This window comes from Aminobacter sp. Y103A (assembly GCF_030294925.1).
Lineage (GTDB): Bacteria > Pseudomonadota > Alphaproteobacteria > Rhizobiales > Rhizobiaceae > Aminobacter > Aminobacter ciceronei.
The window spans coordinates 546105-571975 of the sequence record NZ_AP017986.1; the positions used below are offsets into that span (position 1 = coordinate 546105).

27 protein-coding genes are annotated in these 25871 nt (G+C 63.1%); 19 read left to right on the top strand and 8 right to left on the bottom strand.

The window, feature by feature from the left end:
• Positions 1-88: 88 nt before the first annotated feature.
• On the top strand, positions 89-1003 hold the full coding sequence (locus Amn_RS02605; RefSeq protein WP_286294472.1) for an EamA family transporter: 915 nt from the start codon (positions 89-91) through the stop codon (positions 1001-1003).
• Here the strand turns inward: Amn_RS02605 and Amn_RS02610 are convergent.
• Together Amn_RS02610 and Amn_RS02615 are read right to left on the bottom strand one after the other, a co-directional pair.
• The gene (locus tag Amn_RS02610) at positions 933-1859 is read right to left on the bottom strand and encodes a methylated-DNA--[protein]-cysteine S-methyltransferase (RefSeq protein WP_154384573.1); all 927 of its coding nucleotides are present in this window, start codon (positions 1857-1859) and stop codon (positions 933-935) included. The two genes, Amn_RS02605 and Amn_RS02610, sit on opposite strands and share 71 nt — an antisense overlap.
• Positions 1860-1921: 62 nt before the next feature.
• Positions 1922-2416 carry a DUF2244 domain-containing protein gene (locus tag Amn_RS02615; RefSeq protein WP_286294473.1) on the bottom strand — a complete coding sequence of 165 codons (495 nt, stop codon included), beginning with the start codon at positions 2414-2416 and terminating at the stop codon, positions 1922-1924.
• A gap of 22 nt (positions 2417-2438) precedes the next feature.
• Here Amn_RS02615 and nth point away from each other — a divergent pair, with 22 nt between their 5' ends.
• The gene (gene nth / locus Amn_RS02620; protein WP_286294474.1) at positions 2439-3245 is read left to right on the top strand and encodes an endonuclease III; all 807 of its coding nucleotides are present in this window, start codon (positions 2439-2441) and stop codon (positions 3243-3245) included.
• Here the strand turns inward: nth and Amn_RS02625 are convergent.
• The gene (locus tag Amn_RS02625) at positions 3239-3679 is read right to left on the bottom strand and encodes a DUF2214 family protein (protein ID WP_263005227.1); all 441 of its coding nucleotides are present in this window, start codon (positions 3677-3679) and stop codon (positions 3239-3241) included. The genes nth and Amn_RS02625 overlap by 7 nt on opposite strands.
• Before the next feature lie 141 nt (positions 3680-3820).
• Between Amn_RS02625 and Amn_RS02630 the strand changes: the two genes are divergently transcribed.
• A complete protein-coding gene (locus Amn_RS02630) occupies positions 3821-4048 on the top strand; it encodes a YdeI/OmpD-associated family protein (protein WP_067954828.1) in 228 nt (75 codons plus the stop codon).
• Positions 4049-4224: 176 nt separating this feature from the next.
• A complete protein-coding gene (locus Amn_RS02635) occupies positions 4225-4785 on the top strand; it encodes a GNAT family N-acetyltransferase (RefSeq protein ID WP_286294476.1) in 561 nt (186 codons plus the stop codon).
• Here Amn_RS02635 and Amn_RS02640 read toward each other — a convergent pair.
• Positions 4765-5337 carry a transglutaminase-like cysteine peptidase gene (locus Amn_RS02640; protein WP_067954824.1) on the bottom strand — a complete coding sequence of 191 codons (573 nt, stop codon included), beginning with the start codon at positions 5335-5337 and terminating at the stop codon, positions 4765-4767. The two genes, Amn_RS02635 and Amn_RS02640, sit on opposite strands and share 21 nt — an antisense overlap.
• Positions 5338-5620: 283 nt before the next feature.
• Here Amn_RS02640 and Amn_RS02645 point away from each other — a divergent pair, with 283 nt between their 5' ends.
• Genes Amn_RS02645 through Amn_RS02665 form a run of 5 tightly spaced genes read left to right on the top strand, consistent with a single transcriptional unit; the run spans position 5621 to position 9438 of the window.
• Entirely contained in the window at positions 5621-6292 is a 672-nt protein-coding gene (locus Amn_RS02645) for an amino acid ABC transporter permease (RefSeq protein ID WP_067954822.1), read from the top strand.
• Positions 6292-6963, top strand: a complete 672-nt coding sequence (locus Amn_RS02650; protein ID WP_286294477.1) for an amino acid ABC transporter permease — start codon at positions 6292-6294, stop codon at positions 6961-6963. Before Amn_RS02645 ends, Amn_RS02650 begins: the two co-directional genes overlap by 1 nt.
• On the top strand, positions 6964-7695 hold the full coding sequence (locus tag Amn_RS02655; RefSeq protein ID WP_067954817.1) for an amino acid ABC transporter ATP-binding protein: 732 nt from the start codon (positions 6964-6966) through the stop codon (positions 7693-7695).
• Position 7696: 1 nt separating this feature from the next.
• On the top strand, positions 7697-8620 hold the full coding sequence (locus Amn_RS02660) for an isoaspartyl peptidase/L-asparaginase (RefSeq protein WP_067954815.1): 924 nt from the start codon (positions 7697-7699) through the stop codon (positions 8618-8620).
• Between the two features lie 20 nt (positions 8621-8640).
• Entirely contained in the window at positions 8641-9438 is a 798-nt protein-coding gene (locus Amn_RS02665) for a transporter substrate-binding domain-containing protein (RefSeq protein WP_154384579.1), read from the top strand.
• A 47-nt stretch (positions 9439-9485) separates the two neighbouring features.
• On the opposite strand, the gene Amn_RS02670 is transcribed toward Amn_RS02665, so the two are convergent.
• Positions 9486-10484: a LacI family DNA-binding transcriptional regulator gene (locus tag Amn_RS02670; RefSeq protein WP_067954807.1), complete on the bottom strand. Its 999-nt coding sequence runs from the start codon at positions 10482-10484 to the stop codon at positions 9486-9488.
• Positions 10485-10568: 84 nt separating this feature from the next.
• Between Amn_RS02670 and Amn_RS02675 the strand changes: the two genes are divergently transcribed.
• Together Amn_RS02675 and Amn_RS02680 are read left to right on the top strand one after the other, a co-directional pair.
• Positions 10569-11483 carry an ROK family protein gene (locus tag Amn_RS02675; RefSeq protein WP_286294478.1) on the top strand — a complete coding sequence of 305 codons (915 nt, stop codon included), beginning with the start codon at positions 10569-10571 and terminating at the stop codon, positions 11481-11483.
• Positions 11476-12201 carry a copper homeostasis protein CutC gene (locus Amn_RS02680; protein ID WP_067954803.1) on the top strand — a complete coding sequence of 242 codons (726 nt, stop codon included), beginning with the start codon at positions 11476-11478 and terminating at the stop codon, positions 12199-12201. The genes Amn_RS02675 and Amn_RS02680 overlap by 8 nt, the downstream gene beginning before the upstream one ends.
• Positions 12202-12208: 7 nt before the next feature.
• Here Amn_RS02680 and Amn_RS02685 read toward each other — a convergent pair whose 3' ends face one another.
• From Amn_RS02685 to Amn_RS02695, 3 genes are read right to left on the bottom strand one after another with little or no spacing between them, the layout of a single operon-like run.
• Positions 12209-13765, bottom strand: coding sequence for a SpoVR family protein (locus Amn_RS02685; protein ID WP_286294479.1), 1557 nt, complete (start codon positions 13763-13765; stop codon positions 12209-12211).
• Positions 13766-13774: 9 nt separating this feature from the next.
• Positions 13775-15091 (bottom strand): YeaH/YhbH family protein, encoded by a 1317-nt coding sequence (locus Amn_RS02690; RefSeq protein WP_067954800.1) that lies wholly within the window; start codon positions 15089-15091, stop codon positions 13775-13777.
• 22 nt (positions 15092-15113) lie between these two features.
• Positions 15114-17063, bottom strand: a complete 1950-nt coding sequence (locus tag Amn_RS02695) for a PrkA family serine protein kinase (protein WP_286294480.1) — start codon at positions 17061-17063, stop codon at positions 15114-15116.
• Positions 17064-17466: 403 nt separating this feature from the next.
• Between Amn_RS02695 and Amn_RS02700 the strand changes: the two genes are divergently transcribed.
• The 8 genes from Amn_RS02700 to Amn_RS02735 all read left to right on the top strand — a co-directional run bounded on the left by Amn_RS02700 (position 17467) and on the right by Amn_RS02735 (position 25761).
• The gene (locus Amn_RS02700) at positions 17467-17904 is read left to right on the top strand and encodes an OsmC family protein (protein ID WP_067965774.1); all 438 of its coding nucleotides are present in this window, start codon (positions 17467-17469) and stop codon (positions 17902-17904) included.
• 135 nt (positions 17905-18039) lie between these two features.
• Positions 18040-18990 carry a sugar-binding transcriptional regulator gene (locus Amn_RS02705; protein ID WP_067954795.1) on the top strand — a complete coding sequence of 317 codons (951 nt, stop codon included), beginning with the start codon at positions 18040-18042 and terminating at the stop codon, positions 18988-18990.
• Between the two features lie 200 nt (positions 18991-19190).
• Positions 19191-20501 (top strand): ABC transporter substrate-binding protein, encoded by a 1311-nt coding sequence (locus Amn_RS02710; RefSeq protein ID WP_154384584.1) that lies wholly within the window; start codon positions 19191-19193, stop codon positions 20499-20501.
• A 93-nt stretch (positions 20502-20594) separates the two neighbouring features.
• Positions 20595-21467: a carbohydrate ABC transporter permease gene (locus Amn_RS02715; protein ID WP_067965772.1), complete on the top strand. Its 873-nt coding sequence runs from the start codon at positions 20595-20597 to the stop codon at positions 21465-21467.
• Between the two features lie 10 nt (positions 21468-21477).
• Complete coding sequence (locus tag Amn_RS02720; protein ID WP_286294481.1) at positions 21478-22302, top strand: carbohydrate ABC transporter permease; 825 nt, start codon at positions 21478-21480, stop codon at positions 22300-22302.
• A 21-nt stretch (positions 22303-22323) separates the two neighbouring features.
• Complete coding sequence (locus tag Amn_RS02725; protein ID WP_067954789.1) at positions 22324-23322, top strand: ABC transporter ATP-binding protein; 999 nt, start codon at positions 22324-22326, stop codon at positions 23320-23322.
• Entirely contained in the window at positions 23319-24095 is a 777-nt protein-coding gene (locus Amn_RS02730) for an L-iditol 2-dehydrogenase (protein ID WP_067954787.1), read from the top strand. Before Amn_RS02725 ends, Amn_RS02730 begins: the two co-directional genes overlap by 4 nt.
• Positions 24096-24282: 187 nt before the next feature.
• Positions 24283-25761 carry a mannitol dehydrogenase family protein gene (locus tag Amn_RS02735; RefSeq protein ID WP_286294483.1) on the top strand — a complete coding sequence of 493 codons (1479 nt, stop codon included), beginning with the start codon at positions 24283-24285 and terminating at the stop codon, positions 25759-25761.
• The last annotated feature ends 110 nt before the right edge of the window (positions 25762-25871 follow it).

The following is a 25871-nucleotide window of genomic DNA, read 5'->3' on the forward strand; positions in this document are numbered from 1 at the left end:
GCAGGTCTTTCCCTCCGGGTCATCATCGTATAGGATAAAAAGTTAATAAATTCAAATATTTGATCGATAGCGTCAGGAAAATTGAAGCATGCGCCCGCGCCATCTGCTGCTCGCCCTGAGCATTGTTCTGATCTGGGGCGTCAACTTCGCCATCATCAAAATCGGCCTCAAGCAGGTGTCGCCGCTGGCCCTCGGCGTCGCCCGCTTCTTCCTGGCTGCCTTCCCGTGGGTCTTCTTCATCAAGCGCCCGAACGTGCCGCTGTCGATGATCGCTACCTATGGCCTGCTGATCTTTGCGTTGCAGTTCGGCTTGCTGTTCACGGGGATGAAGATCGGCATGAGTGCGGGGCTGTCGTCGCTGATCCTGCAGTTGCAGGTGTTCTTCACCGTCGGCCTGTCGATGCTGCTGCTCGGCGAGCGGCCGACACCCTGGCAGTTGGCCGGCGCTGCGCTGGCGTTTAGCGGCGTCGGGCTGGTTGGGCTGCATGTCGGTGGTGACGTGACCATGGTCGGATTGTTGCTGCTGATCGCAGCGGCTGCTGCCTGGGGCGGCGGCAACGTCGTTTCCAAGCAGATTTCGCAGCGTGCCGCCACGGCACCCAACGTGCTCGGCCTCGTCGTCTGGGGCAGCCTCTTCGCCTTGCCGCCGCTGCTGGTCGTGGCATTGGTCCTCGACCCCGAGCATTTCGTCAGCAGCTTCACCGGGCTCGACTGGGTGTCGGTCGGCTCGATCGCCTATATCGTCTATCTCTCCACGCTGTTCGGCTTTGCGGCCTGGAGCGGGCTCCTGGCGCGCTATCCGGTTTCGACCGTTGCGCCCTTCACCTTGCTTGTGCCGGTGTTCGGTTTCCTCGGTTCGGCGGTGCTGCTGGGCGAGCCACTACAAGACTGGAAGCTGGTGGCTTCCAGTCTTGTCATTGCCGGACTTTGCATCAACCTGTTCGGGCCACGGCTGTTTTCGCGTCCGCAGCGGTCAGTTGCCCCGCCTCCCAGCCCAGAATAGCCCGCTTGCGTGTCAGGCCCCAGTGATAGCCAGTCAGCGCGCCGGACTTTCCGAGCGCCCGGTGGCAGGGCACGACGAACGACAGCGGGTTGGCGCCGACCGCCGCGCCAACCGCCCGGCTTGCCTTGGGCGAGCCAACTTCCGAGGCGATCGCAGAATAGCTGCAGGCCCGACCCATCGGGATCTTGAGCAGCGCCTCCCACACCCGCACCTGGAAGTCGGAGCCGATCATGACCACGCGCAAGGGCTGATCCTGGCGCCAGCGCGTCGGGTCGAAGATGTGTGCGGCATAAGGGGCCGTTGCACTCATGTCCTCGACATAGGTGGCGTTCGGCCAGCGGCCGGACATGTCGGCGAAGGCGGCGCGCTCTTCGCCGGCGTCGTTGAAGGACAGGCCGGCGAGGCCGCGGTCGGTGACCATGACAAGCGCCACGCCGAAGGGCGAGATGTGAAAGCCGTAGCGGATGGTGAGCCCGGCGCCACGTGTCTTGTAGTCACCCGGCGACATCGCCTCATGGGTGACGAACAGGTCGTGCAGGCGGCCCGGCCCCGACATGCCGACCTCGAATGAGGTTTCGAGCAGCGGCAGGCCGTCGTCGAGCAGCTTGCGGGCGTGGTCGAGCGTCACCGCCTGCAGGAAGGCTTTCGGCGACAGGCCGGCCCAACGGCTGAACAGCTTCTGCAAGCTTGTCGGTGTCTCGCCGACCTCGGCGGCCAGTGTCTCGAGCGACGGCTGGTCGCGGTAGTCGAGGCTGATCTTTTCGATCACCCGGCGCACAGTCTCATACTCCGAACCGGTCGGCGTGATGTCGTGCTGCAGCGTGGCGACAGGTTTCATTTGCGTCTGGGCGTTCATGGCTTGATCTCCTTGGACGCCAATGTCGCGTTGGCTGTGGGTATTTCCCACCCGATTCCTGCTCATCTGCTCCTTGCGGTTGCAAGAGCCCGCGAAAAAGCCGTGGCAAAGCTCTCGCGGTCATCGGGGTTGAGGAAACTTCCGATCGCCACGCTGTTGTCACGCGTCTCGACCGCCATGCCGGTGATGCCGATCTCGTCATGACGGGAAACTGCGAATCGCGCCCAGAACGGATTGAAATGGTATTGCTCCGACTTGCCCGACGGGGCGGTCTTGAGGATGTCGAGGCTGGTGCGGGAGACGCTGACCTCCTCTCGGGCGCGCGCGGCGCGATAATTGAGGCGGAAGGCGACATAAAGGGCTACGACGTCGAGGCCGAGGAAGCCGAAGATCGGCCACGCACCGTGGCTGAGAAATATGGCGCCGGTGACCATGCAGCCAAAGGTCAGCGTACCCATCAAGATCAGGAATCCGGTGTGCCCGAGCGAGCGGTGCGGCAGAAGCAACGCTTTGAAGAATGGCTCGTCGGCGGCAAAAGTGGCGTTTGTCTCGCTCATGCCTGACAATTATAGAGGGGCGATGAAAAACCCCAAGCCCAAAGATAAGGCCAAGGCCCTGCCGAAAGGCCGCACGTCCGGTGCCGCAGCCAATCCACGCGCCACGCGCCGCCGTTCACTCTATTCGGCGGCCGAAGTGCGCGAGATCTTCCGCCGCTTTTCGGTCCAGCGGCCGGAGCCGAAGGGCGAGCTCGAACACGTCAACGCGTTCACGCTTTTGGTTGCGGTGGTGCTGTCGGCGCAGGCGACCGACGCCGGCGTCAACAAGGCGACGCGCGCGCTGTTTGCCATCGCCGACACGCCCGAGAAGATGCTGGCACTGGGGGAGGAAATCGTGGGCCAGCACATCCGCACCATCGGTCTGTGGCGCAACAAGGCCAAGAACGCGATCGCCCTGTCCGAGGTGCTGATCCGTGATCATGGTGGTGCGGTGCCCGACAACCGCGACCAGCTCGTCGAGCTGCCCGGCGTTGGCCGCAAAACCGCCAATGTCGTGCTCAACATGGCCTTCGGTCAACACACCATGGCCGTCGACACCCACATATTGCGCATCGGCAACCGCATCGGTCTGGCACCTGGCAAGACGCCCGAGCAGGTCGAAGATACGCTGGTCAGGATCATCCCTGACGAGTTCATGCGCCATGCCCATCACTGGCTGATCCTGCATGGCCGTTATGTCTGCAAGGCACGCAAGCCCGACTGCTGGCGTTGCGTCATCGCCGATATCTGCAAGTCGCCTGAAAAGTCGACCAGCGAACCGGCGCCGCTGGTGCCTCTCGACGACATCGACCCGATCGAGGTCGCCGAAGCCGAAGTGGCGGCTCAGTAGCCGCGCGCCATCGCCGCCGCAAATATCGGGATCAGCGCGAACACAGCGATCTCGGCCTTGAGGAAGTTGCGCACCCTGGCAATCTCGGCATCCGGGACGACATAAGCCTCGCCACCGCCGGCGCCACGCCAGCGCGCGATACGGATCGTCGGTGCGATCGACAGCAGGCCTACGGCCGCGAACGCCACCATCTTGGCCCAGAAGGTCGGGTTGTAGATATAGAACTCCCAGCCCTTCAGCCCGAAATAGACACGCGACGCGCCGATGAGCACCAGCAGTGCTGCAAGTCCACCATAGACCGCGTCGATGCGTCCGAGCAGTGCGAGATTGCGCCGGCCGAGCCCGGGGCGAACCAGTATCACCTCGGCAGCGAGCACGCCCGCAAGGGAGAATGCCAGGAGGTGGTGAATGATGGTCAGGATAAGGTCAGTCATCAGTGCCTCGTGATGCGACTCGACCGCGGCACCTTAGCAACGGACGTAGGGCAAGCATATGACGAGGCAGATGTCAGCAAATGTCAGCTGTCTGTCACTTGTCGAATTGACGAAGAGACTGAGGAAATACACGTTTCAACCATGGCGCTGACACGACAGATCAATCCGATGCCCGACTGGATCCGCAACGAGCTCGTCTCGCGTGGCTTGGTCGGCGCCTATGAGGGGCGGCCAGACTACCAGCGCAATGATTATCTTGGCTGGATCGATCGCGCCAAGCTGGCGACGACCCGCCGCAAGCGGCTCGACCAGATGCTGGATGAGCTCGATCGTGGCGACGTCTATATGCGGATGGCCTGGCACGGTTAGAGCATGGTTCCGAAAGCAGGGACGGTTTCGGATAAGACCCCACGAGGAAGCCCGGGCCGTTCCATTTCTCGGACTAGGACAGGTTGGCCACTGGCGGACAGCGTCACCGGGTTCTGGCCTGCTGTTCTGCCAGCCATCTGTGCTAGACCCGCTGCCATTGTCCATGGAGATCGACGATGGCCGCCTTTTCCCTTGCCGACATTCCCGTCATCGAGACCGAGCGAACGGTGCTGCGGCCGCATCGGCTTGAAGACTTCGATGCCTATGCCGGGACGTGGGCCGATCCGGTCGTCACGCGCTTCATCGCCAAGCCGCGCACACGCGAGGAAAGCTGGCAGCGTTTCCTGCGTCATGCCGGTTCATGGTCGCTGATCGGCTACGGTTTCTGGGCGATCGAGGAAAAGGCGACGGGCCGCTTCATCGGCGAAGCGGGTTTCCACGATCTCAAGCGTGACATCACGCCTTCGATAGAAGGTATCCCTGAGGCCGGCTGGGGTTTTGTCGCTGACATGCACGGCAAGGGCATCGCCAGCGAGACGGTCGCGGCCTTCGTGCGCTGGGCCGACAGCCGCTTTGCCGGCCCTACCGTCTGCATCATCGATCCGGCAAACGGTGCGTCGTTGCGGGTCGCCGAGAAGAACGGCTACCGCGAGACCGGCCGGACCACCTATCACGGTGAGCCGACCATCCTGCTAGAGCGGAGAGGCTCGGTTGGGTCAGCCGCCCACGGCGGTTGAGGTGACCGGCTTGGCGCCGCCGATGCGTTCCCAGCTTCGGCCGTTGCCCTGAGCCTGGCGCGCGAAATAATTGTAGGGCGTGCTGGACCAGTCGCGGACCGAACTGGTCAGGTTGTCCAGGATCAGGTCGCCCTCGTTGGTGCGCACCGTCAGCACCGTGTGGCCCTGGCCGCGGTAGCGCGCCACCGTCAAAAGCAACGCCGAACCGGGCCAGCCGCGCTTCAGCAATTCGCGCTTCTTCAGGATCGCGAAATCCTCGCAATCGCCTGATGAAACCGGCACGCGCCAGTCATCGCCGATATCGTTGCGTTCCTTGATGCGCGAATTGACGGCGCGGTTGATCTGCTTGAGCTCGGACTTGAGGTCGGCGTGCAAGGCAACAACCTTGCTGCCGCCGGATGTGCTGCACAGGCCCGGCTCACGGCCGCAGAACGAGGCGAATGCGGGCGGCGCAAAAGCCTTACCCTTGGTCTCCATGGTCGTTCCGGCCTGGGCAGCAAGCGTACAGGCAAACGACGCCGATAGCGCGATCAGCGCGACGATACTTTTCACAGTGGTAGTCCCCGATGCGTAGAAAAAGGATGACGTGTGTCGGTTAATGAGCGGTTGCTAAAATGACGATTGGTCGCAAACGAGGCAGCGCCCCTAACAAATTGTAAACCGAACACATAAGAGTTGAGACATTGTCCCACCGGCCGGTCGCAGGGGCGGCGAACCGAGGCTCTCGGCGGGACGTTCCCCGATGAAAAAACTGCAACTCAGCCTGTCGAGGCGTTGACATCGCTTCAGCCGTTTTGCAAAGTGAAACCGGTTTCACTTTTGGGGAACATGCCGCTTGAAGTTCGACCTGTCGATCCTTGCCAAGCATATCCCCTTCCTGTTGGAAGGGGCGTGGCTGACGTTGCAGGCCTGCACGCTTGCCGTCGTCGGCTCGCTGGCGCTGGGTCTTGTCGTTGGCGCGATGCGCACCTCGGCGTCGCCGCTGCTCAACCGGGTGGCTGCCGTCTATATCGACATTTTCCGCAACATCCCGTTCATCGTGCAGCTGTTCTTCTTCTATTTCGGCCTGCCCGAGATCGGCATCTACATCGACGCCTTCACCACCGGCGTCGTCGCGCTGTCGATCGCCGGCGGCGCCTTCACCTCTGACGTCATTCGCTCGGGCATCCTGGCAATCGACCCGGGCGTCATCGAGGCAGCGCAGGTCAGCGGTCTGAGGAAGATCACAATCTTCCGCAAGATCATTCTGCCGATTGCCCTGCGCGCCTCGGTGAGACCTTTGGGCTCGGTCTTCATCAACCTGATCCTGACCTCGTCGATCCTGTCGACGATCACGCTCAACGAACTGACCGGCTCCGCCAAGATCGTCGCATCGAACACCTTCCGTCCGTTCGAGGTCTATTTTGTCCTGCTCGTCGCCTACGCCGCGCTGACCTATGCCGTTTCGATCCTGATCGGCATGCTGCACCGCTACCTCAACCGTCACCAGGAAGAGGGAGCCGTCTGATGCGCTACGGGGATTTCACGCCGTTCGACATCATTCTGCTGCTGCAGGGTCTTGGCGTTTCGCTGGCCTTGTTCGTCTCGACCACGCTGATCGGCCTCGTCATCGGCACCGCATGGGCGGTGGTCCGCTTCTACCGCGTGCCGGTGCTGATACAGCTCGTCACCTTCGTCGCCGAGCTGCTCAAGAATTCGCCTGTCCTGGTGCAACTGTTCCTGGTGTTCTTTGGCCTGCCGGCGTTCCTCAAGATCAACGTCACGCCGACCGAAGCCGCCGTCATCACGCTCTCGGGCAACAGTGCCGCCTTCATCTACGTCATCGCCGTTTCGGCCATCGAGTCGGTCGGTCGCGACCAGATCGAGGCCGCGCGGGTCTTCGGCCTGACGCGTTGGCAGATCCTGCGCCGGGTGATCGCGCCGCAGGCGACAGCCTTCGCCATCGGGCCGCTGACCGGCCTTCTGGTCAACCAGTTGCAAGTCACCTCGCTGATCTCGGTCATCGGCGTGATGGATCTGACCAAGGTCGGCAACATTCTCAACCTGCGCACGCTGAAGCCGTTCATCGTCTGGACCGCCGTAGGCCTGCTCTATTACCTCACCGCCAAGCTGGTGACCTATGCCGGCGCGCGCTTCGAGAAGCGGCTTCGCGCCCATACCGCCTGGAAGGGTCTGTAAATGATCAGCATCACCGGCCTGCGCAAATCCTTCGGCGCCGCCACTGTCCTCAACGGCATCGACCTCGAGATCCGCCAAGGCGAGGTCGTCTCGGTGCTCGGCTCGTCCGGCTCGGGCAAGTCGACGCTGATCCGCTGCATCAACGGCCTGGAGAAGATCGACGCCGGCAAGATCACTGTCGACAATTTTGACGTCTCCAAGCCGCGCGAGCTTGCCGAGGCGCGCAAGCGTTCGGGTACCGTGTTCCAGCTGTTCAATCTTTATCCGCACATGACTGCGGTGCAGAACGTGGCACTTGCCCCGGTCGAGGTGCTGAAGGTGCCGCGCAAGCAGGCCGAGGCAGAGGCGCGCGAGCTGTTGAATTCAGTCGGGCTTTCCGAGCGTGCCGACGCCTATCCTTCCCAACTGTCAGGCGGCCAGCGTCAGCGCGTCGGCATCTGCCGGGCGCTGGCGATGAAGCCGAGCTATCTTCTGCTCGACGAGGTCACCAGCGCGCTCGACCCCGAGATGACGTCGGAGGTGCTGTCGATCCTGGCCAATCTCGCCAAGGGCGGCACGACGATGGTCTTCGTCACCCACGAGATCGAGTTTGCGCGCTCCATTTCGTCGCGCATTGCTTTCCTCGACAAGGGCCAGCTCATCGCCGACCTGCCGACCGAAGATTTCTTCTCCGCCACGGGCATGGCCCTGCCGCGCGTGGCCCAGTTCCTCTCCAAGATGCGTAAAGACTGAAATGATCCTGCTTGCCAATTCCGAGGCCTGGCCCGGCTTCTCCAAGAGCGTCGAACTTCTGAAGGCTGGCCGCCACGGCATCGATGCCATGGTTGCCGGCATCAGCGAGGTCGAGCGCGAGGTCAAGGTCCGGTCGGTCGGCTTCGGCGGCTGGCCGAACATGCTCGGCCGCATGGAGTTCGACGCCGGCGTCATGGACGGCACGACGCGCGAAGTGGGCTCGGTCGGTGCGGTGCCCGACACCATCCCGGTGGCAGCGCTCGCCCATGAGGTGATGAAGAGGCTGCCGCACGTCATGCTGACCGGCGACGGCGCCCGCCGCTTCGCCACCGAGATCGGCTTCGGCGTCGACGAAACGCTCTACGAAGACAGCAAGCGTGTCTGGTGGCAGCGGCTCGAAAAGGAACTGTCGCCGGAGGAGCTGGCGAAGTTCCCCGACATCGCGCTCGCGCCGCTCAGCCGCACCATCACCGACCCCGAACGGGTACGCGACACCACAGTATTCCTGTCCAAGGACAGCCTTGGCGGGCTCAATGTCGTGACCTCGACGTCGGGCTGGGCGTGGAAATATCCCGGCCGTCTCGGCGACTCGCCGATCCCAGGCGCCGGCTTCTACGCCGACAGCCGTTTCGGCGCCGCCGCTTGCACCCATACCGGCGAGATGACCATGCGCTGCGGCACCGCGCGCACCATCGTGCTCGCCATGCGCCTCGGTCATTCGCTGGAGCAGGCCATAGCCCTTGCCATCGACGAGCTGCGCGAGCTGAAGGACGGCTTCTTGGCCGGCGTCGTCATCCACGCGCTCGACGCCAAGGGCAACCACAAGGTCGTCAGCCTGAATTGCGAAGAGCAGATCAAATACTGGTTCTGGGACACCGATTTGCCCGAACCGGAACATCGCTTCGCCGAACCGTTCACATCCTAACAACCCGAGGGAGAGGGAATATGAAGAACCTGATCACGAAACTCGCCGGCATGGCCCTGGCCGTGGGCCTTGCGGCCACCGGTGCTGCCCAGGCCGGCAAGATCGACGAGATCCGCGAGCGCGGCACCGTGCGCATCGGCGTGTCGCTTGGCGGCGAGCCGATCGGCTTCCGCGACGCCCAGAACAACCCGGTCGGCTATGACGTCGACGTTGCCACCCAGCTCGCCGAGAAGCTCGGCGTGCCGGTCGAATTCGTCGACGTGTCGGGCGACGCCCGCATCTCGATGCTGGTGTCGGGCCAGATCGACATCGCGGTTGCCAACACCTCGGCGACGCTCGAGCGCGCCAAATCGGTGGATTTCTCGATCCCTTACAACCGCGCCGGCCTGCGCATCATCGTCCAGAAGGACGCCGGCATCACCTCGCTGGAAGGCCTCGCCGGTAAGAAGATCGTCGTCGGCCGCGGCTCGACCGGCGAGACCTTCATCAAGAAGGCAGCACCTGAGGCCGAGCTCGTTTATACCGACAACTTCTCGCCTGAAGGCGTGCTGCTGCTGCAGCAGAAGCGGGTTGACGCGGCCATCGAGGACTCCTCGCTGCTCGACTATCTCGCCACCAAGAACGAGAACCTGGTGACGCTACCGGGCCTGCACTCCAACGACCCGATCGGCATCGCTGTCGCCAAGGGCGACGAGGGCTTCGTCCGCTGGATCGACATGTTCGTCTCCGACTATATCCAGAGCGGCGCTTATGAGACGAACTACAAGAAGTGGTGGGGCGAAACAGCCAACCCGCCGGCACTGACCCCGCTCTGGTAAGACAGGGCTGAGGCAGCGGGCAGGCGGGAAGCCTGCCCGTTTTGCATTCAGGACGTTGCCCTTGCCACGAAGAAGGTCGGCACCGTCACCTCGGCATGGCCGTTGCCAAACTGCTCCGGCGTCGCCAGGAAGCGCAGGATTTCGCCGACATAGGTCTTCTTGTCATAACCGATCGACGAGATCGGGTAGGCCTCGAAATCGGTCAGCGACAGATTGTCGAAGCCATAGAGGCGGAAGCGCTCTGGCCTGTTGCCGGGAAAGGCATCGCGGTGGACGTCCATGATGCCCATGGCCATCGCATCCGAGGTGCAGAACACCGCGTCGGTCGTTGGCCATTCAGGCGACAGCGCGACGTGGCGGCCGCTCTGGTAGGAGTAATCACCGCGCAGTTCGGCAACCAGCCTTATGCCGCGCTTGGCCATCTCGGCCTTGTAGTTGGCGATGCGCTGCTGCTCGACCGGTGAGGACACGCGGCCGGTCACAAGCGCTGCGGTGGCAACGCCCTTGCTGGCGGCGTCGGCGACAGCTCCGGCAATGCCGGTCGCTTCATCGGGCACGACTGAAGGCGACGAGCCGTCATGCATGCCGTTGAGCATCAGAACGTCGTCGCTGCGGAACATCTTGCGTACGCTTTCGGCGTCGGCGAAGTCGGAAAACACCAGTGCGGCATCGACATGATAGGCAACGCCGTTGCGCAGGAACTCCTCGATGCGCTCGACCGAGCCGACGCGTAGGAAGATCACCTGCTTGCCGATCGACTGGATGTCGCTGATCAGCAGGTCGAACAGGTCGAGGTCGGAGAAGTCGTGGATGTGGTTGACGATGACGGCAATCAGGTTGACCGTCTTGGTGGTCAGGCTGCGGGCCAGAAGATTGGGCTTGAAGCCGAGCTTGTCTGCTGCTTCAAGCACACGCGCGCGCTTGTCGGCGGAGACGGGACGGCTTTCGCTCGACAGCGCCCGCGAGGCGATCGCGCGCGACACGCCAGCCAGCTCGGCGACATCGGCGATGGTCGGCGAGGTGCGTCGTTTGCGCGAACTGTCCATAAGTGCCTTTGCGAGTTTTGGTCTTGATTTTCGGGCGCCGTGGCCAGACGTCCCGCAGCATTCATCCATCCGGGAACTGAATTCATGCTTACCTGCTTCGACATTGGCGGTTCAACGATAAAAAGCGCCCGGGCGCGCTCGGCCGGCGAAATCGAGATCATCGATCGGGTGAAGACACCGCTCGACGACTTTGCGGCCTTCGCCGCCATCATTGCCGAACGCGTGGCGCTGGATCGCGGCACAACACGGGGCGTTGCCATTTCGATCGCCGGCGTCGTCGACCCGGCCTCCGGCAGCCTGAAATGCGCCAACATCCCTTGCGTCGACGGCCGCATCATCGCCGCCGATCTCGAGGCTGAGATCGGCCTGCCGGTGTGGATCGCCAACGATGCTGACTGTTTTGCCATGGCGGAAGCGACTGAAGGGGCAGGGCGCGGCCATCGCAATGTCTTCGGCATCATCCTTGGAACCGGCGTCGGCGGCGGCCTGGTCATCGACGGGCGCTTGGTCACCGGTGCTGGCGGTTACGCCGGCGAATGGGGCCACGGCCAGGCGCTTGCCACAAGGGTCGGCACGCCGCCGGTCGACATCCCGCATTTCACCTGCGGCTGCGGCCAGGTCGGCTGCGTCGACACCATCGGCGGGGCGCGCGGGGTCGAGAAGCTGCATCATTTCCTGTGCGGTGACGCGCTGTCGAGCACCGAGGTCATCGACCGCTGGCGCGAAGGGGAGCCGAAGGCGCGCCGCACCATGGGCATCTATCTCGAGCTCGTCGGCGTTCCGCTGGCGCTGACCATGAACATCATCGGCTCGTCCATCGTTCCCGTTGGTGGCGGCCTGTCCAACGTGCCCGAGCTGATCGAGGCGCTCGACAACCAGGTGCGCAGCCGCACGCTGCGGCGTGCGCAAGGCCCGCTGGTGGTCAAGGCCGCCTTGACCACCGAACCGGGCCTCATCGGCGCCGCAGCCGTCGGTTTCCAGGAGCTCGCCAATGTCTGAGAAAATCCGTCTCGAAGTCTGCGTCGACAGCCCGCAAAGCCTGGCTGCGGCGATTGAAGGCGGTGCCGACCGCATCGAATTGTGCGCGGCGCTCGAAACCGGCGGCCTCACGCCGTCGCCCGGCCTGATGGCGCTTGCCGCCCAGGCGCCGATCCCGGTCTATGCAATGATCCGCACCCGCCCCGGTGCCTTCGTCTTTGACGATGCGGATGTTGTTACCCTGCTGGCCGACATCGACGCGGTGCGTGCCGCCGGGCTGGCGGGTGTCGTGCTCGGCGCCAACAGGCCGGACGGTTCGCTGGACCACGAGTTACTTGCGCGCCTGGCCGGCCAGGCCAAGGGGCTCGGCATGACGCTGCATCGCGCCTTCGACCTTGCCGGGCCTGACTTCAGCGAGGCGGTCGAGCTCGCCGTCGCTCTCGGTTTCGAGCGCATCCTGACCTCGGGCGGCGAAACCACGGCATTGAAGGGGCTCGACGCGCTGGCTAGGTGCTTCGACCATGCGCAAGGCCGCATCGTCATCATGCCGGGATCCGGCGTCAATCTCGACACTGTCGGCGCGATCAAGGCGCGGCTACCGCTGCGCGAAATCCACTCGTCCTGCTCGGTGGCATCAGACGCACCCGCCGACAAGGCGCTGGAACTCGGCTTTGTCGCGCTCCGGCCAAAGCACACCGACACAGGCGTCGTGCGCAGGATGAAGGCGGCACTGGCCTAGGATAGGCTCAGGCCTTCTCGCCCAGTTCCTTGGACGAGACCTCGTAGAGTACCTTGTCGGTCTGGGCATCGACACCGACAAGGCTGACCTCATGGCCCCAGAGCCGCTGGATGTAGCGTATCGTCTCGTTGCGCGTTTCCTCGACCAGCGTCGCGCCATTGTGCACGGTGTGCTTGATGCGCAGCTTGCGGTCGCCCTTGAGGTCGGCATCCACTGCCTGGATGTCGGGCTGGGTCATGCCGACATCGTAGCTGTTGGCGAGGCTCGAACGCACGCGTTCGTAACCGCGCTCGTCGTGGATCGCCATCACCTCGTAATAGGGGTCCGATGATTCTTCCTGCAGCGAAAACAGCCGCATGTCGCGGATCAGCGCCGGGCTCAGGAACTGCCGGATGAAGGATTCGTCGCGGTGTGTCGCCCAGGCGTCGAGCAGTGTGCCGCACCAGTCGCCATTGCCGGCGAAGTCGGGGAACCAGTCGCGGTCTTCCGCCGTCGGTTCGGTGCAGATGCGCTGGATGTCGCGCATCATGTTGAAGCCCAGTGTATAGGGATTGAGCCCACCATAGCGCGGGTCGTCGAAATGCGGTTGGAACACGACGTTGGAATGGTTCTGCAGCACCTCCAGCATGGTGCCTTCGCTGATCTGGCCCTTGTCATAGAGGCTGTTCATGATTGTGTAGTGGACAAAGGTGGCGCAGCCCTCGTTCATCACCTTGGTTTGCCGCTGCGGGTAGAAATACTGCGCGATGACCCGGACGATGCGCAGGATCTCGCGTTGCCAGGGCTTGAGCACCGGGCTGTTTTTCTCCAGGAAGTAGAGCAGGTTCTCCTCGGGATACTCGATCGCCGACTGCCGTTCCGACATGTCGGTCTGGACCTCGCGCGGGGCTTCTGCCTCGGCCGCTTGCGGCAGGGTGCGCCACAGGTCGCTGAAGGTGCGCTCTTCGTGCTCCAGCCGCTCTCGAATGCGTGCCCGCTCGCGCTCGACCGACAGGCGCGGACGGCGGCGGTAGCGGAACACTGCCTGCGGCATCAGCGCGTGCGCTGCATCCAGCACGGCCTCGACGGCAGCCGGGCTGTAGCGTTCCTCGCAACGCGCGATGAAGCTCTTGGCAAACTCCATATAAGGGAGGATTGCGCCAGCGTCGGTCCATTGCTGGAACAGGTAATTGTTCTTGAAGAAGTGATTATGGCCGAACGACGCATGCGCAATGACCAGCGTCTGCAGCGCCATGGTGTTTTCTTCCATGAGATAGGTGATGCAGGGATTGGAGTTGATCACCAACTCATAGGCGAGTCCCATCCGACCCTTGCGATAAAGGTTGGACTCGTGGACGAAATGTTTGCCGAAGGACCAGTGCTGGTACATCAGCGGCATGCCGATCGAAGAATAGGCGTCGAGCATCTGCTCGGACGAGATCACCTCGATCTGGTTGGGGTAGAAGTCGAGGCGAAGCTCGTTGACCGCGATCTCGCGGATCGCGTCATAGGCGCGCGACAGGTCGTCAAAGTTCCAGTCGGAACTGGTGAACAGCAGCGGCAAATGTTTCGAACGTTTTTCCAACTTGCATCCTCATCCGCGTTTGGCTGGGGCTGGCGCCTTGGCGAACAACTCGTGAAAGACGGGATAGATGTCGGACGGCTTGGCAATGCGTGTCATCTCGAAGTTCGGCCATTCGGCACTGACTTCGCGGTAGGCATTCCACAATGACGTGCCGTTGTCGGCGTGGCGGAACATCTCGCTTTCGCGCTCGTCGATGATCTCGACATAGGCGTAGTACTGGCAGAGCCGCATCAGCGTGCTGTCGAGCATCGACACGCACTTTTCTGAATCGTTGGGGATGTTGTCGCCGTCGGATGCCTGGGCGGCGTAGATGTTCCACTCCTTGGCCGGATAGCGCTCACGGATGACGCGCAGCATCTCGTCGAGGGCGGTGGAAACGACGGTGCCGCCGCTCTGGGTGCTGTAGAAAAAGGTGTCCTCGTCGACCTCCGATGCCTCATGGGTGTGGCGGATGAAGACGATGTCGGTCTTGGCGTAACGCCGCTTGAGAAACAGGTGCAGCAAGACAAAGAAGCGCTTGGCGAGGTCCTTCTCGCGCTCGCCCATCGAGCCGGAGACATCCATCAGGCAGAACATGACGGCATTGGCATTGGGCACCGGCTGCGGCTCGAACCGGTTGAAGCGGATGTCGATGGGGTCGATGTAGGGGATCAGCTTTCGCCGCCGCGCGAGTGTTGCAAGCTCCTCGCGCAAGGCCGCGATGCGTTGCAGAATGGCGGCGCTTGGCCGCCTCTCACCCTCCAGCTTGGCGAGCTCCGCCGCGACCGCGTCGATCTCGGCCTGCCGCGGCCGCCGCAGCGCGATGCGCCGGCCGAAGCTGTTGAACATGGTGCGCCCGACACTGATGCTCGTCGGGTTGCCGCTCATCGTGAAACCTGCCCGGCGCGGCCGGAATGTCACCACTTCCTTGAGGTTGAGCTTGACCAAATCGGGCAGTTCGAGGTCCTCGAAAAACAGGTCGAGCACTTCCTCACGCGACAGCACGAAATTGAAATCGTCCTCGCCGTCGCCCGAGGACGATGGGTCCGACCCCTTGCCGCCGCCGGCGGCCGGGCGCGGGATGCGGTCGCCGGTGCCAAACGTCTTGTTGCCGGGAAGGACCTCCTCCCGGCGGCCCGAATGTGGTGCGCGTTGAAAGGTCGGCTCCCCGATCCCCTTGCGCGGGATCGGGATGACCTGGTCTTCCCCCACCGCGTCGATCTTTCCGGACCTGACCCGCTCGTTGATCGCCCGTTTCAACTCGTCCCGGGCGCGCCTCAGAAAACGCTGCCTGTTGCCAAGGCTCTTGTCCTTGGGATTGAGGCGCCGATCGATGAAGTTCGGCATTTCGGTCCCCGCTCGCTCCCGGTCAGCCTGCCTTGTTGACCCGCATGTACCAATCGACGAGGCGCCGCACCTGGCGCTGCGTGTAGCCGCGTTCGGTCATGCGTTCGACGAATTCAGCATGCTGCTTCTCGGTGGTGCTGTCGCGCTTGGCGCCGAAGCTGATCACCGGCAGAAGGTCCTCGACCTGGCCGAACATCCGCTTTTCGATCACCTCGCGCAGCTTCTCGTAGCTCGTCCAGGACGGGTTGCGACCATTGTTCTTGGCCCGTGCCCTCAGCGTGAACTTCACCACCTCGTTGCGGAAGTCCTTGGGGTTGGCGATGCCGGCCGGCTTCTCGATCTGCGACAGCTCGGAATCGAGGATGCCGCGGTTGAGGATCTGGCCGGTGTCGGGGTCCTTGTAGTCCTGGTCCTCGATCCAGGCATCGGCATAGGCGATATAGCGGTCGAACAGGTTCTGGCCGTATTCGCTGTAGGATTCGAGATAAGCCTTCTGGATCTCGTGGCCGATGAACTCGGCATAACGTGTCGCGATCTCCGACTTGATGAAATCCAGGTAAGAGGACTCAATCTCACCCGGGAACTGCTCGCGCTTGATCGCCTGTTCGAGCACGTACATCAGATGCACCGGGTCGGCGGCGATCTCCTTGGTGTCGTAGTTGAACGTCTCCGACAGCACCTTGAAGGCAAAGCGCGTGCTGACGCCGTTCATGCCTTCGTCGACGCCGGCCGCGTCGCGATACTCCTGCATCGACTTCGCCTTGGGATCGACGTCCTTCAGGTTCTCGCCGTCATAGACACGCATCTTGGTATAGAGCGGCGAGTTCTCATGTTCGGCGAGCCGTGTCGAAACGGTGAAGCGGCTCAATATGTCGAGCACTTCGGGTGCGCATGGATTGCTCACAAGTTCGCTCTCGCGCAGCAGCTTTTCGTAGATCTGGCGCTCTTCGGTGACGCGCAGGCAATAGGGCACCTTGACCACCAGGATGCGGTCGAGGAAGGCCTCGTTGTTCCTGTTGCTCTTGAATTGCAGCCATTCGGACTCGTTGGAGTGCGCCAGCACGATGCCCTGGTAGGGGAAGGCGCCGAAGCTTTCGGTGCCGTTGTAGTTGCCTTCCTGGGTCGCGGTCAGGAGCGGATGCAGAACCTTGATCGGCGCCTTGAACATCTCGACGAATTCGAGAAGCCCTTGCGTCGTCCGGTTGAGGCCGCCGCTGTAGGAGTAGGCGTCGGGATCGGCCTGGCTGAAATTCTCGAGCTTGCGGATGTCGACCTTGCCGACAAGCGCCGACACGTCCTGGTTGTTCTCGTCGCCGGGCTCGGTCTTGGCGATGCAGATCTGCCGCAGCCTGGACGGCATCAGCTTGACGACGGAGAACTTGGAGACGTCGCCGCCGATTTCTTCGAGCCGCTTGGCGGCCCATGGCGAAATCAGGCCGGTCAGCCGGCGTCGGGCGATGCCGTATTTGTCCTCGAGAAGGCCGGCCATGCGTTCGGGATGGAACAGGCCGAGAGGTGATTCGAATATCGGGCTGAGCTGGCCGTTGACCTTGAGCGTGTAGATCGGCCGCTCCTCCATCAGCTTCTTCAGCCGCTCCGCGAGCGACGACTTGCCGCCGCCGACCGGGCCGAGCAGATAGAGTATCTGCTTGCGCTCCTCGAGCCCTTGGGCGGCATAGCGGAAGTAGCCGACGATGCGCTCGATCGTGTCTTCCATGCCGTAGAACTCGGCAAACGCCGGATAAACCTTGATTGTTCGGTTCGCGAAGATGCGGCCCATGCGCGGGTCGGCACTGGTGTCGATCAACGTCGGCGCGCCGATCGCGTCGACCATTCGTTCGGCTGCCGTGGCGTACATGGCAGGCTGGTCGCGGCAGGCGAGCAGATATTGCTGGAGGCTCATCTCCTCGGTCGTCTGACTGCTGTAGATTTCCGAGAAGAGATTGAAGACGTCGTTTTCACGTGTTTGCATGGCACCCTCACAATGCCGAAGACGGTGGGAGTGTAACACCACTTCGACCTTTTGCCTTCCTCTCAACTTCCCTGAACAGGCAAAGTTCCGCACAGAATGTCGTGATCGAAGATTTAGTTTGCATGCGTCGAATTGTGGCGCGGCGCGGGCTTCGATCTGCCTCGGTCAACGCCGGATTCCACGGGCACTCGACAGGGCTTTCGTCTCAACTTTCGGCTGCACGCGACGCAGCCTCTCGAACACACGGTCGCTCGGCAGGACAAGTTTCGGATCGTCGTCCGCGACGATTTTTCCGGCTCAAAAGGCCCCCCACTCATGGCCAAATACTCGACGCTCCGGCCGGCATCCGGCTATGAACGTTGACCGCAGTCGCGGAACGTTTTTGCAGGGAAGGATCGCCGTCATGAAGGCACGCATCAAATGGGTTGAGGATCGCACCTTCGTCGGTCAGTCGGGCAGCGGGCACAAGATCGTGCTCGGGACCTCCAAGGAACCGGGTGGCGAGACGCCTGGTCCGAGCCCGATGGAGCTGATGCTGATCGGCGCCGGCGGCTGCTCGGCCTATGACGTCGTCCACATCCTGGAAAAGGGCCGCGAGGCGATCGAGGACTGCTCCGTCGAACTCGATGCCGACCGCGCCGACACCGACCCCAAAGTGTTCACCCGCATCCACATGCATTTCGTCGTCAAGGGTCGTGGCCTTGCGCCGGCCAAGGTCGAGCGCGCGGTCAACCTGTCGATCGAGAAATACTGCTCGGCTTCGGCGATGCTCGCCAAGTCCGCCGTCATCACCCATGACTTCGAGGTCGTCGACACCTCCGCGCCGGCCAGCGCCGACTGACCCGCGCCGACTGGGCGTGGCCGTGGCTGCCGCGTTCTGTCCAGAATCGATGCCGAGCAAATGCGCGATTTCAGGGCAATTGCGCATTTCCGAAAACCCTGCGAAACTGCCTCGTCAGATGAAGAGGCGTGACGCATGAGTTCCCGGAGCGAAAACCCAAGGCTCGACGAGGCAGCCCGCGCCGGCTGGCTCTATTATGTCGCCGGCAACACCCAGGACCAGATCGCAACCAAGCTCGGCGTCTCGCGCCAGACCGCGCAACGGCTGGTGTCGCTCGCCATGTCGGAAGGCCTGATCAAAGTTCGGGTCGACCATCCGATCGCCAACTGCCTCGATCTTGCCGCCAAGCTTCGCTCGCGCTTCGCGCTCGACCTCGTCGAGGTCACGCCAAGCGATCCGGATTCGTCGTCGACGACCATCGGCATCGCGCAGGCCGCGGCCGCCGAGATCGAGAAGTGGCTGCGTTCGCCCGAGCCGATCGTGATGGCGATCGGCACCGGCCGCACGCTGAAGGCTGCGATCGAGCAACTGCCGCCGATGGAGTGTCCGCAGCACAAGGTGGTGTCTTTGACCGGCAACATCTCGCCGGACGGTTCGGCCGCCTTCTACAACGTCATCTTCACCATGGCCGACACCATCAAGGCGCGCAGCTTTCCCATGCCTTTGCCGGCGATCGCCTCGTCTTCCGACGAGCGTCGCATGCTGCATGGCCAGCCACTTATCCAGCCGACGCTGGCGCTTGCCGCCCAGGCCGACGTCACCTTCGTCGGCGTCGGCGACATGGGCCCACAGGCGCCGCTCTATGAAGACGGCTTCATCACCGAGGCCGAGCTCAAGGCGCTGCAGAAGGCCGGCGCCGTCGGCGAGATCGTCGGTTGGGCCTTCGACCGCGACGGCAAGCTGATCGAAGGCATCACCAACGATCGCGTCGCCTCGGCACCGCTGCCGTCGCGCGAGCGCTCGCTGGTGGTGGCGCTTGCCATGGGCGAGCGCAAGCTGCCAGGCATCCTCGCCGCCGTCACCCGCCGCCTCGTCAACGGACTGATCACCGACGAGCGCACCGCGGCGGCACTGCTCGCCGGCTAGCACCGTCCTTTTCCGAATTGCCCGGTGCCGCGCTTCAGTGCGCCGTCTTACGCCATTTCCCGGCATTCTTTCCTGCGCGTCGCCCGCCGGACTGGCGGTTGCACTGTCATGTCCAGATTCCCGCTTGACATAAATCACATCAGATGAATAATTGCCCACAGCCAAGGCAAATGCTCACTTTGGCTTTTGGGAGGAATTCGATGAAACTGAACACGCTCTTCCTGGGCCTGTGCGGAGCGAGCGCGCTTGCGTTTGCCGCTCATGCCGAGACCATCACCATCGCCACTGTCAACAATGGCGACATGGTCCGCATGCAGAAGCTGACGGACGACTTCACCGCCAAAAATCCCGACATCCAGCTCGAATGGGTCACGCTCGAAGAGAACGTGCTGCGCGAGCGCGTCACCACCGACATCGCCACCAAGGGCGGCCAGTACGACGTGATGACCATCGGCACCTACGAGGTTCCGATCTGGGCCAAGCAGCAGTGGCTCTTGCCGCTCGACAACCTTGGTGCCGACTACGACGCCGCAGACATCATCCCGGCCATCGCCGGTGGCCTTTCGGCTGATGGCAAGCTCTACGCCGCGCCCTTCTATGGCGAGAGCTCGTTCGTCATGTACCGCAAGGATCTGATGGAGAAGGCAGGGCTGACCATGCCCGACGCGCCGACCTGGGATTTCATCGCCGACGCGGCGCGCAAGATGACCGACCGCGCCGCCGACATCAACGGCATCTGCCTGCGCGGCAAGGCTGGCTGGGGCGAGAACATGGCCTTCCTGACCGCCATGTCCAACTCGTTCGGCGCGCGCTGGTTCGATGAGAAATGGCAGCCGCAGTTCGACCAGCCCGAATGGAAGAAAACACTGCAGTTCTATGTCGACCTGATGAAGGACGCCGGCCCGTCCGGTGCCTCCTCCAACGGCTTCAACGAGAACCTGGCGCTGTTCCAGCAGGGCAAGTGCGGCATGTGGATCGATGCCACCGTCGCTGCCTCCTTCGTCTCCAATCCGAAGGATTCGACGGTCGCCGACAAGGTCGGCTATGCGCTTGCTCCCGACACCGGTCTCGGCAAGCGCGGCAACTGGCTGTGGGCATGGTCGCTCGGCATTCCGGCCGGCACGCAAAAGGCCGAGGCGGCGCAGAAGTTCGTCTCATGGGCGACCGGCAAGGGCTATCTCGACCTCGTCGCCTCGAAGGAAGGTTGGGCCAACGTTCCGCCCGGCACGCGCACCTCGCTCTACAACAACCCCGAGTACCAGAAGGCCGCGCCCTTCGCCAAGATGACGCTCGACTCGATCAACTCGGCCGATCCGACCAAGCCCACCGTCAAGCCGGTGCCTTATGTCGGCGTCCAGTTCGTCGCCATTCCCGAGTTCCAGGGGCTGGGCACGACGGTTGGCCAGTTGTTCTCGGCGGCACTCGCCGGCCAGTCGAGCGTCGACGACGCGCTTGCCGGTGCACAGACCGCAGCGGTCCGCGAGATGACCCGCGCCGGCTACATCAAATAGGCAGATCCTCCCTGCCTGGCCGTCCGGTCTCCCAGTCCGGACGGCCTCTTTCGGTGACCTGAAACCTCATCTGTCCGAACCGGGGTGATCGCCATGGCTACTCGACAGACCAGCTCGCTGGCGCGCCTGATGATGGCGCCCTCGGTGATCCTGCTTTTCATCTGGATGATCGTGCCGCTGGCGATGACCCTGTGGTTCTCGTTCCAGAACTACAACCTGCTCAATCCGGCCAATGTCAGCTTCGCCGGCCTGTTCAACTACAAGTTCTTCTACACCGACCCGGCCTTCTTCCAGTCGATCTGGAACACGCTGGTGCTGGTCGTCGGCGTGCTCTTGATCACCGTCGTCGGCGGCATCGCGCTGGCGCTGCTGCTCGACCAGCCGATGTTCGGCCAGGGCATCGTCCGCATCCTGGTCATCTCGCCCTTCTTCGTCATGCCGCCGGTGGCGGCACTGGTGTGGAAGAACATGATCATGCATCCGGGCTATGGCGTCTTCGCCGACATCGCCAAGTTTTTCGGCGCCCAGCCTGTCGACTGGTTTGCACAATACCCGCTGTTTTCGATCATCATCATCGTCGCCTGGCAGTGGCTGCCATTCGCGACACTGATCCTGCTGACGGCGCTGCAGTCGCTCGACGGCGAGCAGAAGGAAGCCGCCGAGATGGACGGCGCCGGCTTCGTCAGCCGCTTCATCTATCTGACGATCCCGCACATCTCGCGCGCCGTGACCGTGGTCATCCTGATCCAGACCATCTTCCTGCTCGGCGTCTATGCCGAGATCCTCGTCACCACCAATGGCGGCCCGGGCTACGCCTCAACCAACCTGCCATTCCTGATCTACCGCACGGCATTGCTCGGCTACGACGTCGGCGGCGCCTCGGCCGGCGGTATCATCGCGGTCATCCTTGCCAACATCGTCGCCTTCTTCCTGATGCGCGCCGTGGGCAAGAACCTGGACAAGTGAGGAGGAGACGATGGCACGTGCAGTCTCGACACGACGCAAGATAGGCTTCACCGTGGCAGCCTGGGTGGTTGCACTGCTGATCTTCTTTCCGATCCTCTACACCATCATCACCAGCTTCAAGTCCGAGACGGAGGCGATCGCCGGCTTCAGCCTGGTCCCGTCGGGCACGCTGGAGAGCTATGCCGAGGTCCAAGCGCAGAGCAACTATTTCAAGTTCTTCCTGAACTCGGTGATCATTGCCGCCGGCTCGACCATCCTGGCGTTGCTGATCGCCATTCCGGCTGCCTGGTCGATGGCGTTCTCGCCGACCAAGCGGACCAAGGACATTCTAATGTGGATGCTCTCCACCAAGATGATGCCGGCGGTCGCCGTGCTGGTGCCGATCTACCTGATCTTCCGCGACGCCAACCTGCTCGACACCCGCATCGGCCTGACCGTCATGCTGATGCTGATCAACCTGCCGATCGTGGTGTGGATGCTCTACACCTACTTCCGCGAAATTCCCGGCGAGATCCTGGAAGCAGCGCGTATGGACGGCGCCACCTTGTGGGGCGAAATCGTCCATGTGCTGACGCCGATGGCGGTGCCCGGCATCGCCTCGACCATGCTGCTCAACATCATCCTGGCGTGGAACGAGGCCTTCTGGACGATCCGCCTGACAACCACCAACGCAGCACCGCTGACCGCCTTCATCGCTTCGTTCTCCAGTCCACAGGGGCTGTTCTGGGCGAAACTGTCGGCGGCTTCGACGCTGGCCATAGCACCGATCCTGATCATGGGCTGGTTCTCCCAGCGCCAGCTCGTCCGCGGCCTGACTTTCGGCGCCGTGAAGTAGTCGACCCCGCGGGAGGAAACCATGGGAAACATCACCCTCAAGAAAGTGTCGAAGTCCTTCGGCGCAACGACAATCATCCCCGAGATCGACCTCGAGATCGAAGACGGCGAGTTCGTCGTCTTCGTCGGGCCGTCGGGTTGCGGCAAGTCAACCCTGCTCAGGCTGATCGCCGGACTGGAGGATACCTCGGCCGGCACGATCAGCATCGATGGCCGCGACGTCACCGGTGAAGCACCGGCCAAGCGCCGGCTGGCGATGGTGTTCCAGTCCTACGCGCTCTACCCGCACATGACCGTCTACAAGAACATCGCCTTCCCGCTGAAGATGGCGGGCGAGGACGCAGCCGTCATCGACAAGAAGGTCAAGGACGCCGCGCGTGTCCTCAACTTGACCAACTACCTCGAACGCCGTCCCGGCCAGCTCTCCGGCGGTCAGCGCCAGCGTGTCGCCATCGGCCGCGCCATCGTGCGCCAGCCCTCGGCTTTCCTGTTCGACGAGCCGTTGTCCAACCTCGACGCCGCGCTGCGCGGCACCATGCGGCTGGAGATCAGCGAACTGCACCACCAGCTCAAGACGACGATGATTTACGTCACCCACGACCAGGTCGAGGCGATGACCATGGCCGACAAGATCGTGGTGCTGAACGCCGGCAACATCGAGCAGGTCGGCTCGCCGATGGAACTCTACAAGACGCCGAAGAACCTGTTCGTCGCCGGCTTCATCGGCTCGCCCAAGATGAACCTGATCAACGGCACGGCCGCCGCTAAGCATGGCGCGACGACGATCGGTGTGCGGCCCGAGCATCTCGGCATCTCGACAACATCAGGCGAGTGGAAGGCAACCGTCGGCGTTGCCGAACATCTCGGCTCCGACACCTTCCTGCACGTCCAAGCCGGTGATGTCGGCACGCTCACGGTGCGCGCCGACGGCGATCTTGGCGTGCGCCATGGCGAGACCGTCTATCTGACGCCGAGCCCGAACAAGATCCACCGCTTCGGCGCCGACGGGAGGGCCATGTGAGCGGTCGTCTCCAGGGCAAGTCGGCGCTGATCACCGGTGCCGCGCGCGGCATCGGCCGGGTGTTCGCCGAGGCCTATGTCCGTGAAGGGGCCGTGGTTGCCATCGGCGACATCAATCTCGACGCCGCGATGAAGACGGCTGCCGAAATCGGACCGTCGGCCTATGCCGTCAGCCTCGACGTCACCAACCAGAGCTCGATCGAAGCGGCGATCAAGGTCGTGGAGCAAAAGACCGGCGGGCTCGACATACTGGTCAACAACGCCGCCCTGTTCGATCTCGCGCCGATCGTCGAGATTTCAAGGGCAAGCTACGACAAGCTGTTTGCGGTCAATGTCGCCGGCACGCTGTTCACCTTGCAGGCTGCTGCCCGCGCGATGATCGCACGCGGCAAGGGCGGCAGGATCATCAACATGGCGAGCCAGGCCGGGCGTCGTGGCGAGGCGCTGGTCGCCGTCTACTGCGCCACCAAGGCCGCGGTCATCAGCCTGACCCAGTCGGCGGGGCTCGACCTGATCAAGCATGGCATCAACGTCAATGCCATCGCCCCCGGCGTCGTCGAGGGCGAGCATTGGGAGCATGTCGACGAACTGTTCGCCCGCTACGAGAACCGGCCCCGGGGCGAGAAGAAGCGCCTCGTCGGCGAGGCCGTTCCCTTCGGCCGCATGGGTACTGCCGAGGACCTTGTCGGCATGGCGATCTTCCTCGCCGGACCGGAGAGCCAATACGTCGTCGCCCAGACCTACAACGTCGATGGCGGCAACTGGATGAGTTGAAATCAGCGCTCCCTCCCCGTTCGGAGCTTGTCGAAGGGACGGGAAGCGGATGCCGGCAGGCAGGTGAGGGCAGCGCAAACCTTCGCGATTTCGCGTCGTCCCTCATCCGCTCCTTCGAGCCACCTTCGCCCACCAACGGAGCGAGGGGCCGGAGGTGCTTGCGCCGAACAAGAGAAAGCGTCGAACCATGACAGTGAAGCTCTCCCTCGCCACGCTGCCGGATTTGCCGGCCAAGGTCGCACGCCCGACTTATGACCGTGCATCGCTGAAGGCCGGAATCGTCCATTTCGGCGTCGGCAACTTCCATCGCTCGCACCAGGCGATCTATCTCGACGAGCTGTTCAACACCGGCCTCGGCCATGATTGGGCGATCGTCGGCGCTGGCGTGTTCGAAGGCGAGAAGATCGGGCAAGCGAAGCTCGCCGGGCAGGACTGGCTGACTACGGTCGTCGAGCAGGACAGCGGCCATATGAGCGCCCGCGTCACGTCGGTCATGATCGATTTCCTGACCCCCGGGGATGCTGGCGCCATCATCGAGCGCCTCGCCGACCCTGCGATCCGCATCGTCTCGCTGACCATCACCGAAGGCGGCTACTTCATCGATCCGGCGTCCGGCATGTTCAACCCGACCCATCCCGATATCGTCGCCGATGCCCAGAACATCGCTGCACCCAGGACCGTGTTCGGCATCATCCTCGCCGGCCTCCGGCGCCGGCGCCAGGACGGGGTCGTGCCATTCACCGTGATGTCCTGCGACAACATTCCCCACAATGGCCGGGTCACGGCCGATGCGGTGATCGGCCTGGCGCGGCTCGCGGACGAAACCTTCGCCGACTGGATCCGCGATAACGTCGCTTTTCCGAACTCGATGGTCGACCGCATCACGCCCGCCACCACCGATCGCGAGCGCGGCATTCTCGCCAGCGACTTCGGCGTCGAGGACAGCTGGCCGGTGTTCTGCGAGCCGTTCAAGCAATGGGTGATGGAAGACCATTTCACTGACGGCCGTCCGGCGCTGCAAAAGGTCGGCGTCCAGTTCGTCCATGACGTCGCTCCGTTCGAGCTGATGAAGATCCGCATCCTCAATGGCGGCCACGCCACGATCGCCTATCCCGCCGGGTTGATGGACATTCATTTCGTCCACGAGGCGATGGAAAATCCGCTGGTGCGCGCCTTCCTGGCCAAGCTGGAGCGCGAGGAGATCATGCCCACGGTGCCGCCGGTACCCGGCGTGGTGCTGGAGGAGTATTGCCAGCTCATCGAGCGCCGGTTTTCCAATCCCAAGATCGGCGACACCGTCCGCCGCCTCTGTCTCGACGGTTCCAACCGGCAGCCGAAATTCATCATCCCGACCATATCGGATCGCCTGAAGGCGGGCGCTGGCATATCGGGGCTGGCGCTCGAATCGGCACTCTGGTGCCGCTATTGCTTCGGGGTGACCGATTCCGGTGCCGTCATCGAACCCAATGACCCAAACTGGGATCGCCTGCAGCAGACAGCACAGGCTGCAAAGAATGCGCCCGCCGCGTGGCTGGCGATGGAGGACATCTATGGCGATGTCGGCAAGTCGGCGACCTTCGCGGCTGCCTTCGCCGACAGCCTCGGCATGCTCTGGCAGCTGGGCACCAAGGAGACGTTGACGCGTTATCTCGGCGGTCGCCTCTGAGCCAAATCCAGGCCGAGGCTGACCGCTGGAATTGGTCATGGCGCGCATATAGACTGCGCGTCATGGTGTTGATCCGCGCATCCTTGCCTCATCTGAATTTGTCGCCGACA

What these genes read in the sequence shown, in the direction of transcription:
- Amn_RS02605 (WP_286294472.1), top strand. Translation starts at nt 89, where the DNA reads ATGCGCCCGCGCCATCTGCTGCTCGCCCTGAGCATTGTTCTGATCTGG.
- Amn_RS02610 (WP_154384573.1), bottom strand. Translation starts at nt 1,859, where the DNA reads ATGAACGCCCAGACGCAAATGAAACCTGTCGCCACGCTGCAGCACGAC.
- Amn_RS02615 (WP_286294473.1), bottom strand. Translation starts at nt 2,416, where the DNA reads ATGAGCGAGACAAACGCCACTTTTGCCGCCGACGAGCCATTCTTCAAA.
- nth (WP_286294474.1), top strand. Translation starts at nt 2,439, where the DNA reads ATGAAAAACCCCAAGCCCAAAGATAAGGCCAAGGCCCTGCCGAAAGGC.
- Amn_RS02625 (WP_263005227.1), bottom strand. Translation starts at nt 3,679, where the DNA reads ATGACTGACCTTATCCTGACCATCATTCACCACCTCCTGGCATTCTCC.
- Amn_RS02630 (WP_067954828.1), top strand. Translation starts at nt 3,821, where the DNA reads ATGGCGCTGACACGACAGATCAATCCGATGCCCGACTGGATCCGCAAC.
- Amn_RS02635 (WP_286294476.1), top strand. Translation starts at nt 4,225, where the DNA reads ATGGCCGCCTTTTCCCTTGCCGACATTCCCGTCATCGAGACCGAGCGA.
- Amn_RS02650 (WP_286294477.1), top strand. Translation starts at nt 6,292, where the DNA reads ATGCGCTACGGGGATTTCACGCCGTTCGACATCATTCTGCTGCTGCAG.
- Amn_RS02655 (WP_067954817.1), top strand. Translation starts at nt 6,964, where the DNA reads ATGATCAGCATCACCGGCCTGCGCAAATCCTTCGGCGCCGCCACTGTC.
- Amn_RS02660 (WP_067954815.1), top strand. Translation starts at nt 7,697, where the DNA reads ATGATCCTGCTTGCCAATTCCGAGGCCTGGCCCGGCTTCTCCAAGAGC.
- Amn_RS02665 (WP_154384579.1), top strand. Translation starts at nt 8,641, where the DNA reads ATGAAGAACCTGATCACGAAACTCGCCGGCATGGCCCTGGCCGTGGGC.
- Amn_RS02670 (WP_067954807.1), bottom strand. Translation starts at nt 10,484, where the DNA reads ATGGACAGTTCGCGCAAACGACGCACCTCGCCGACCATCGCCGATGTC.
- Amn_RS02675 (WP_286294478.1), top strand. Translation starts at nt 10,569, where the DNA reads ATGCTTACCTGCTTCGACATTGGCGGTTCAACGATAAAAAGCGCCCGG.
- Amn_RS02680 (WP_067954803.1), top strand. Translation starts at nt 11,476, where the DNA reads ATGTCTGAGAAAATCCGTCTCGAAGTCTGCGTCGACAGCCCGCAAAGC.
- Amn_RS02690 (WP_067954800.1), bottom strand. Translation starts at nt 15,091, where the DNA reads ATGCCGAACTTCATCGATCGGCGCCTCAATCCCAAGGACAAGAGCCTT.
- Amn_RS02695 (WP_286294480.1), bottom strand. Translation starts at nt 17,063, where the DNA reads ATGCAAACACGTGAAAACGACGTCTTCAATCTCTTCTCGGAAATCTAC.
- Amn_RS02700 (WP_067965774.1), top strand. Translation starts at nt 17,467, where the DNA reads ATGAAGGCACGCATCAAATGGGTTGAGGATCGCACCTTCGTCGGTCAG.
- Amn_RS02705 (WP_067954795.1), top strand. Translation starts at nt 18,040, where the DNA reads ATGAGTTCCCGGAGCGAAAACCCAAGGCTCGACGAGGCAGCCCGCGCC.
- Amn_RS02710 (WP_154384584.1), top strand. Translation starts at nt 19,191, where the DNA reads ATGAAACTGAACACGCTCTTCCTGGGCCTGTGCGGAGCGAGCGCGCTT.
- Amn_RS02715 (WP_067965772.1), top strand. Translation starts at nt 20,595, where the DNA reads ATGGCTACTCGACAGACCAGCTCGCTGGCGCGCCTGATGATGGCGCCC.
- Amn_RS02720 (WP_286294481.1), top strand. Translation starts at nt 21,478, where the DNA reads ATGGCACGTGCAGTCTCGACACGACGCAAGATAGGCTTCACCGTGGCA.
- Amn_RS02725 (WP_067954789.1), top strand. Translation starts at nt 22,324, where the DNA reads ATGGGAAACATCACCCTCAAGAAAGTGTCGAAGTCCTTCGGCGCAACG.
- Amn_RS02735 (WP_286294483.1), top strand. Translation starts at nt 24,283, where the DNA reads ATGACAGTGAAGCTCTCCCTCGCCACGCTGCCGGATTTGCCGGCCAAG.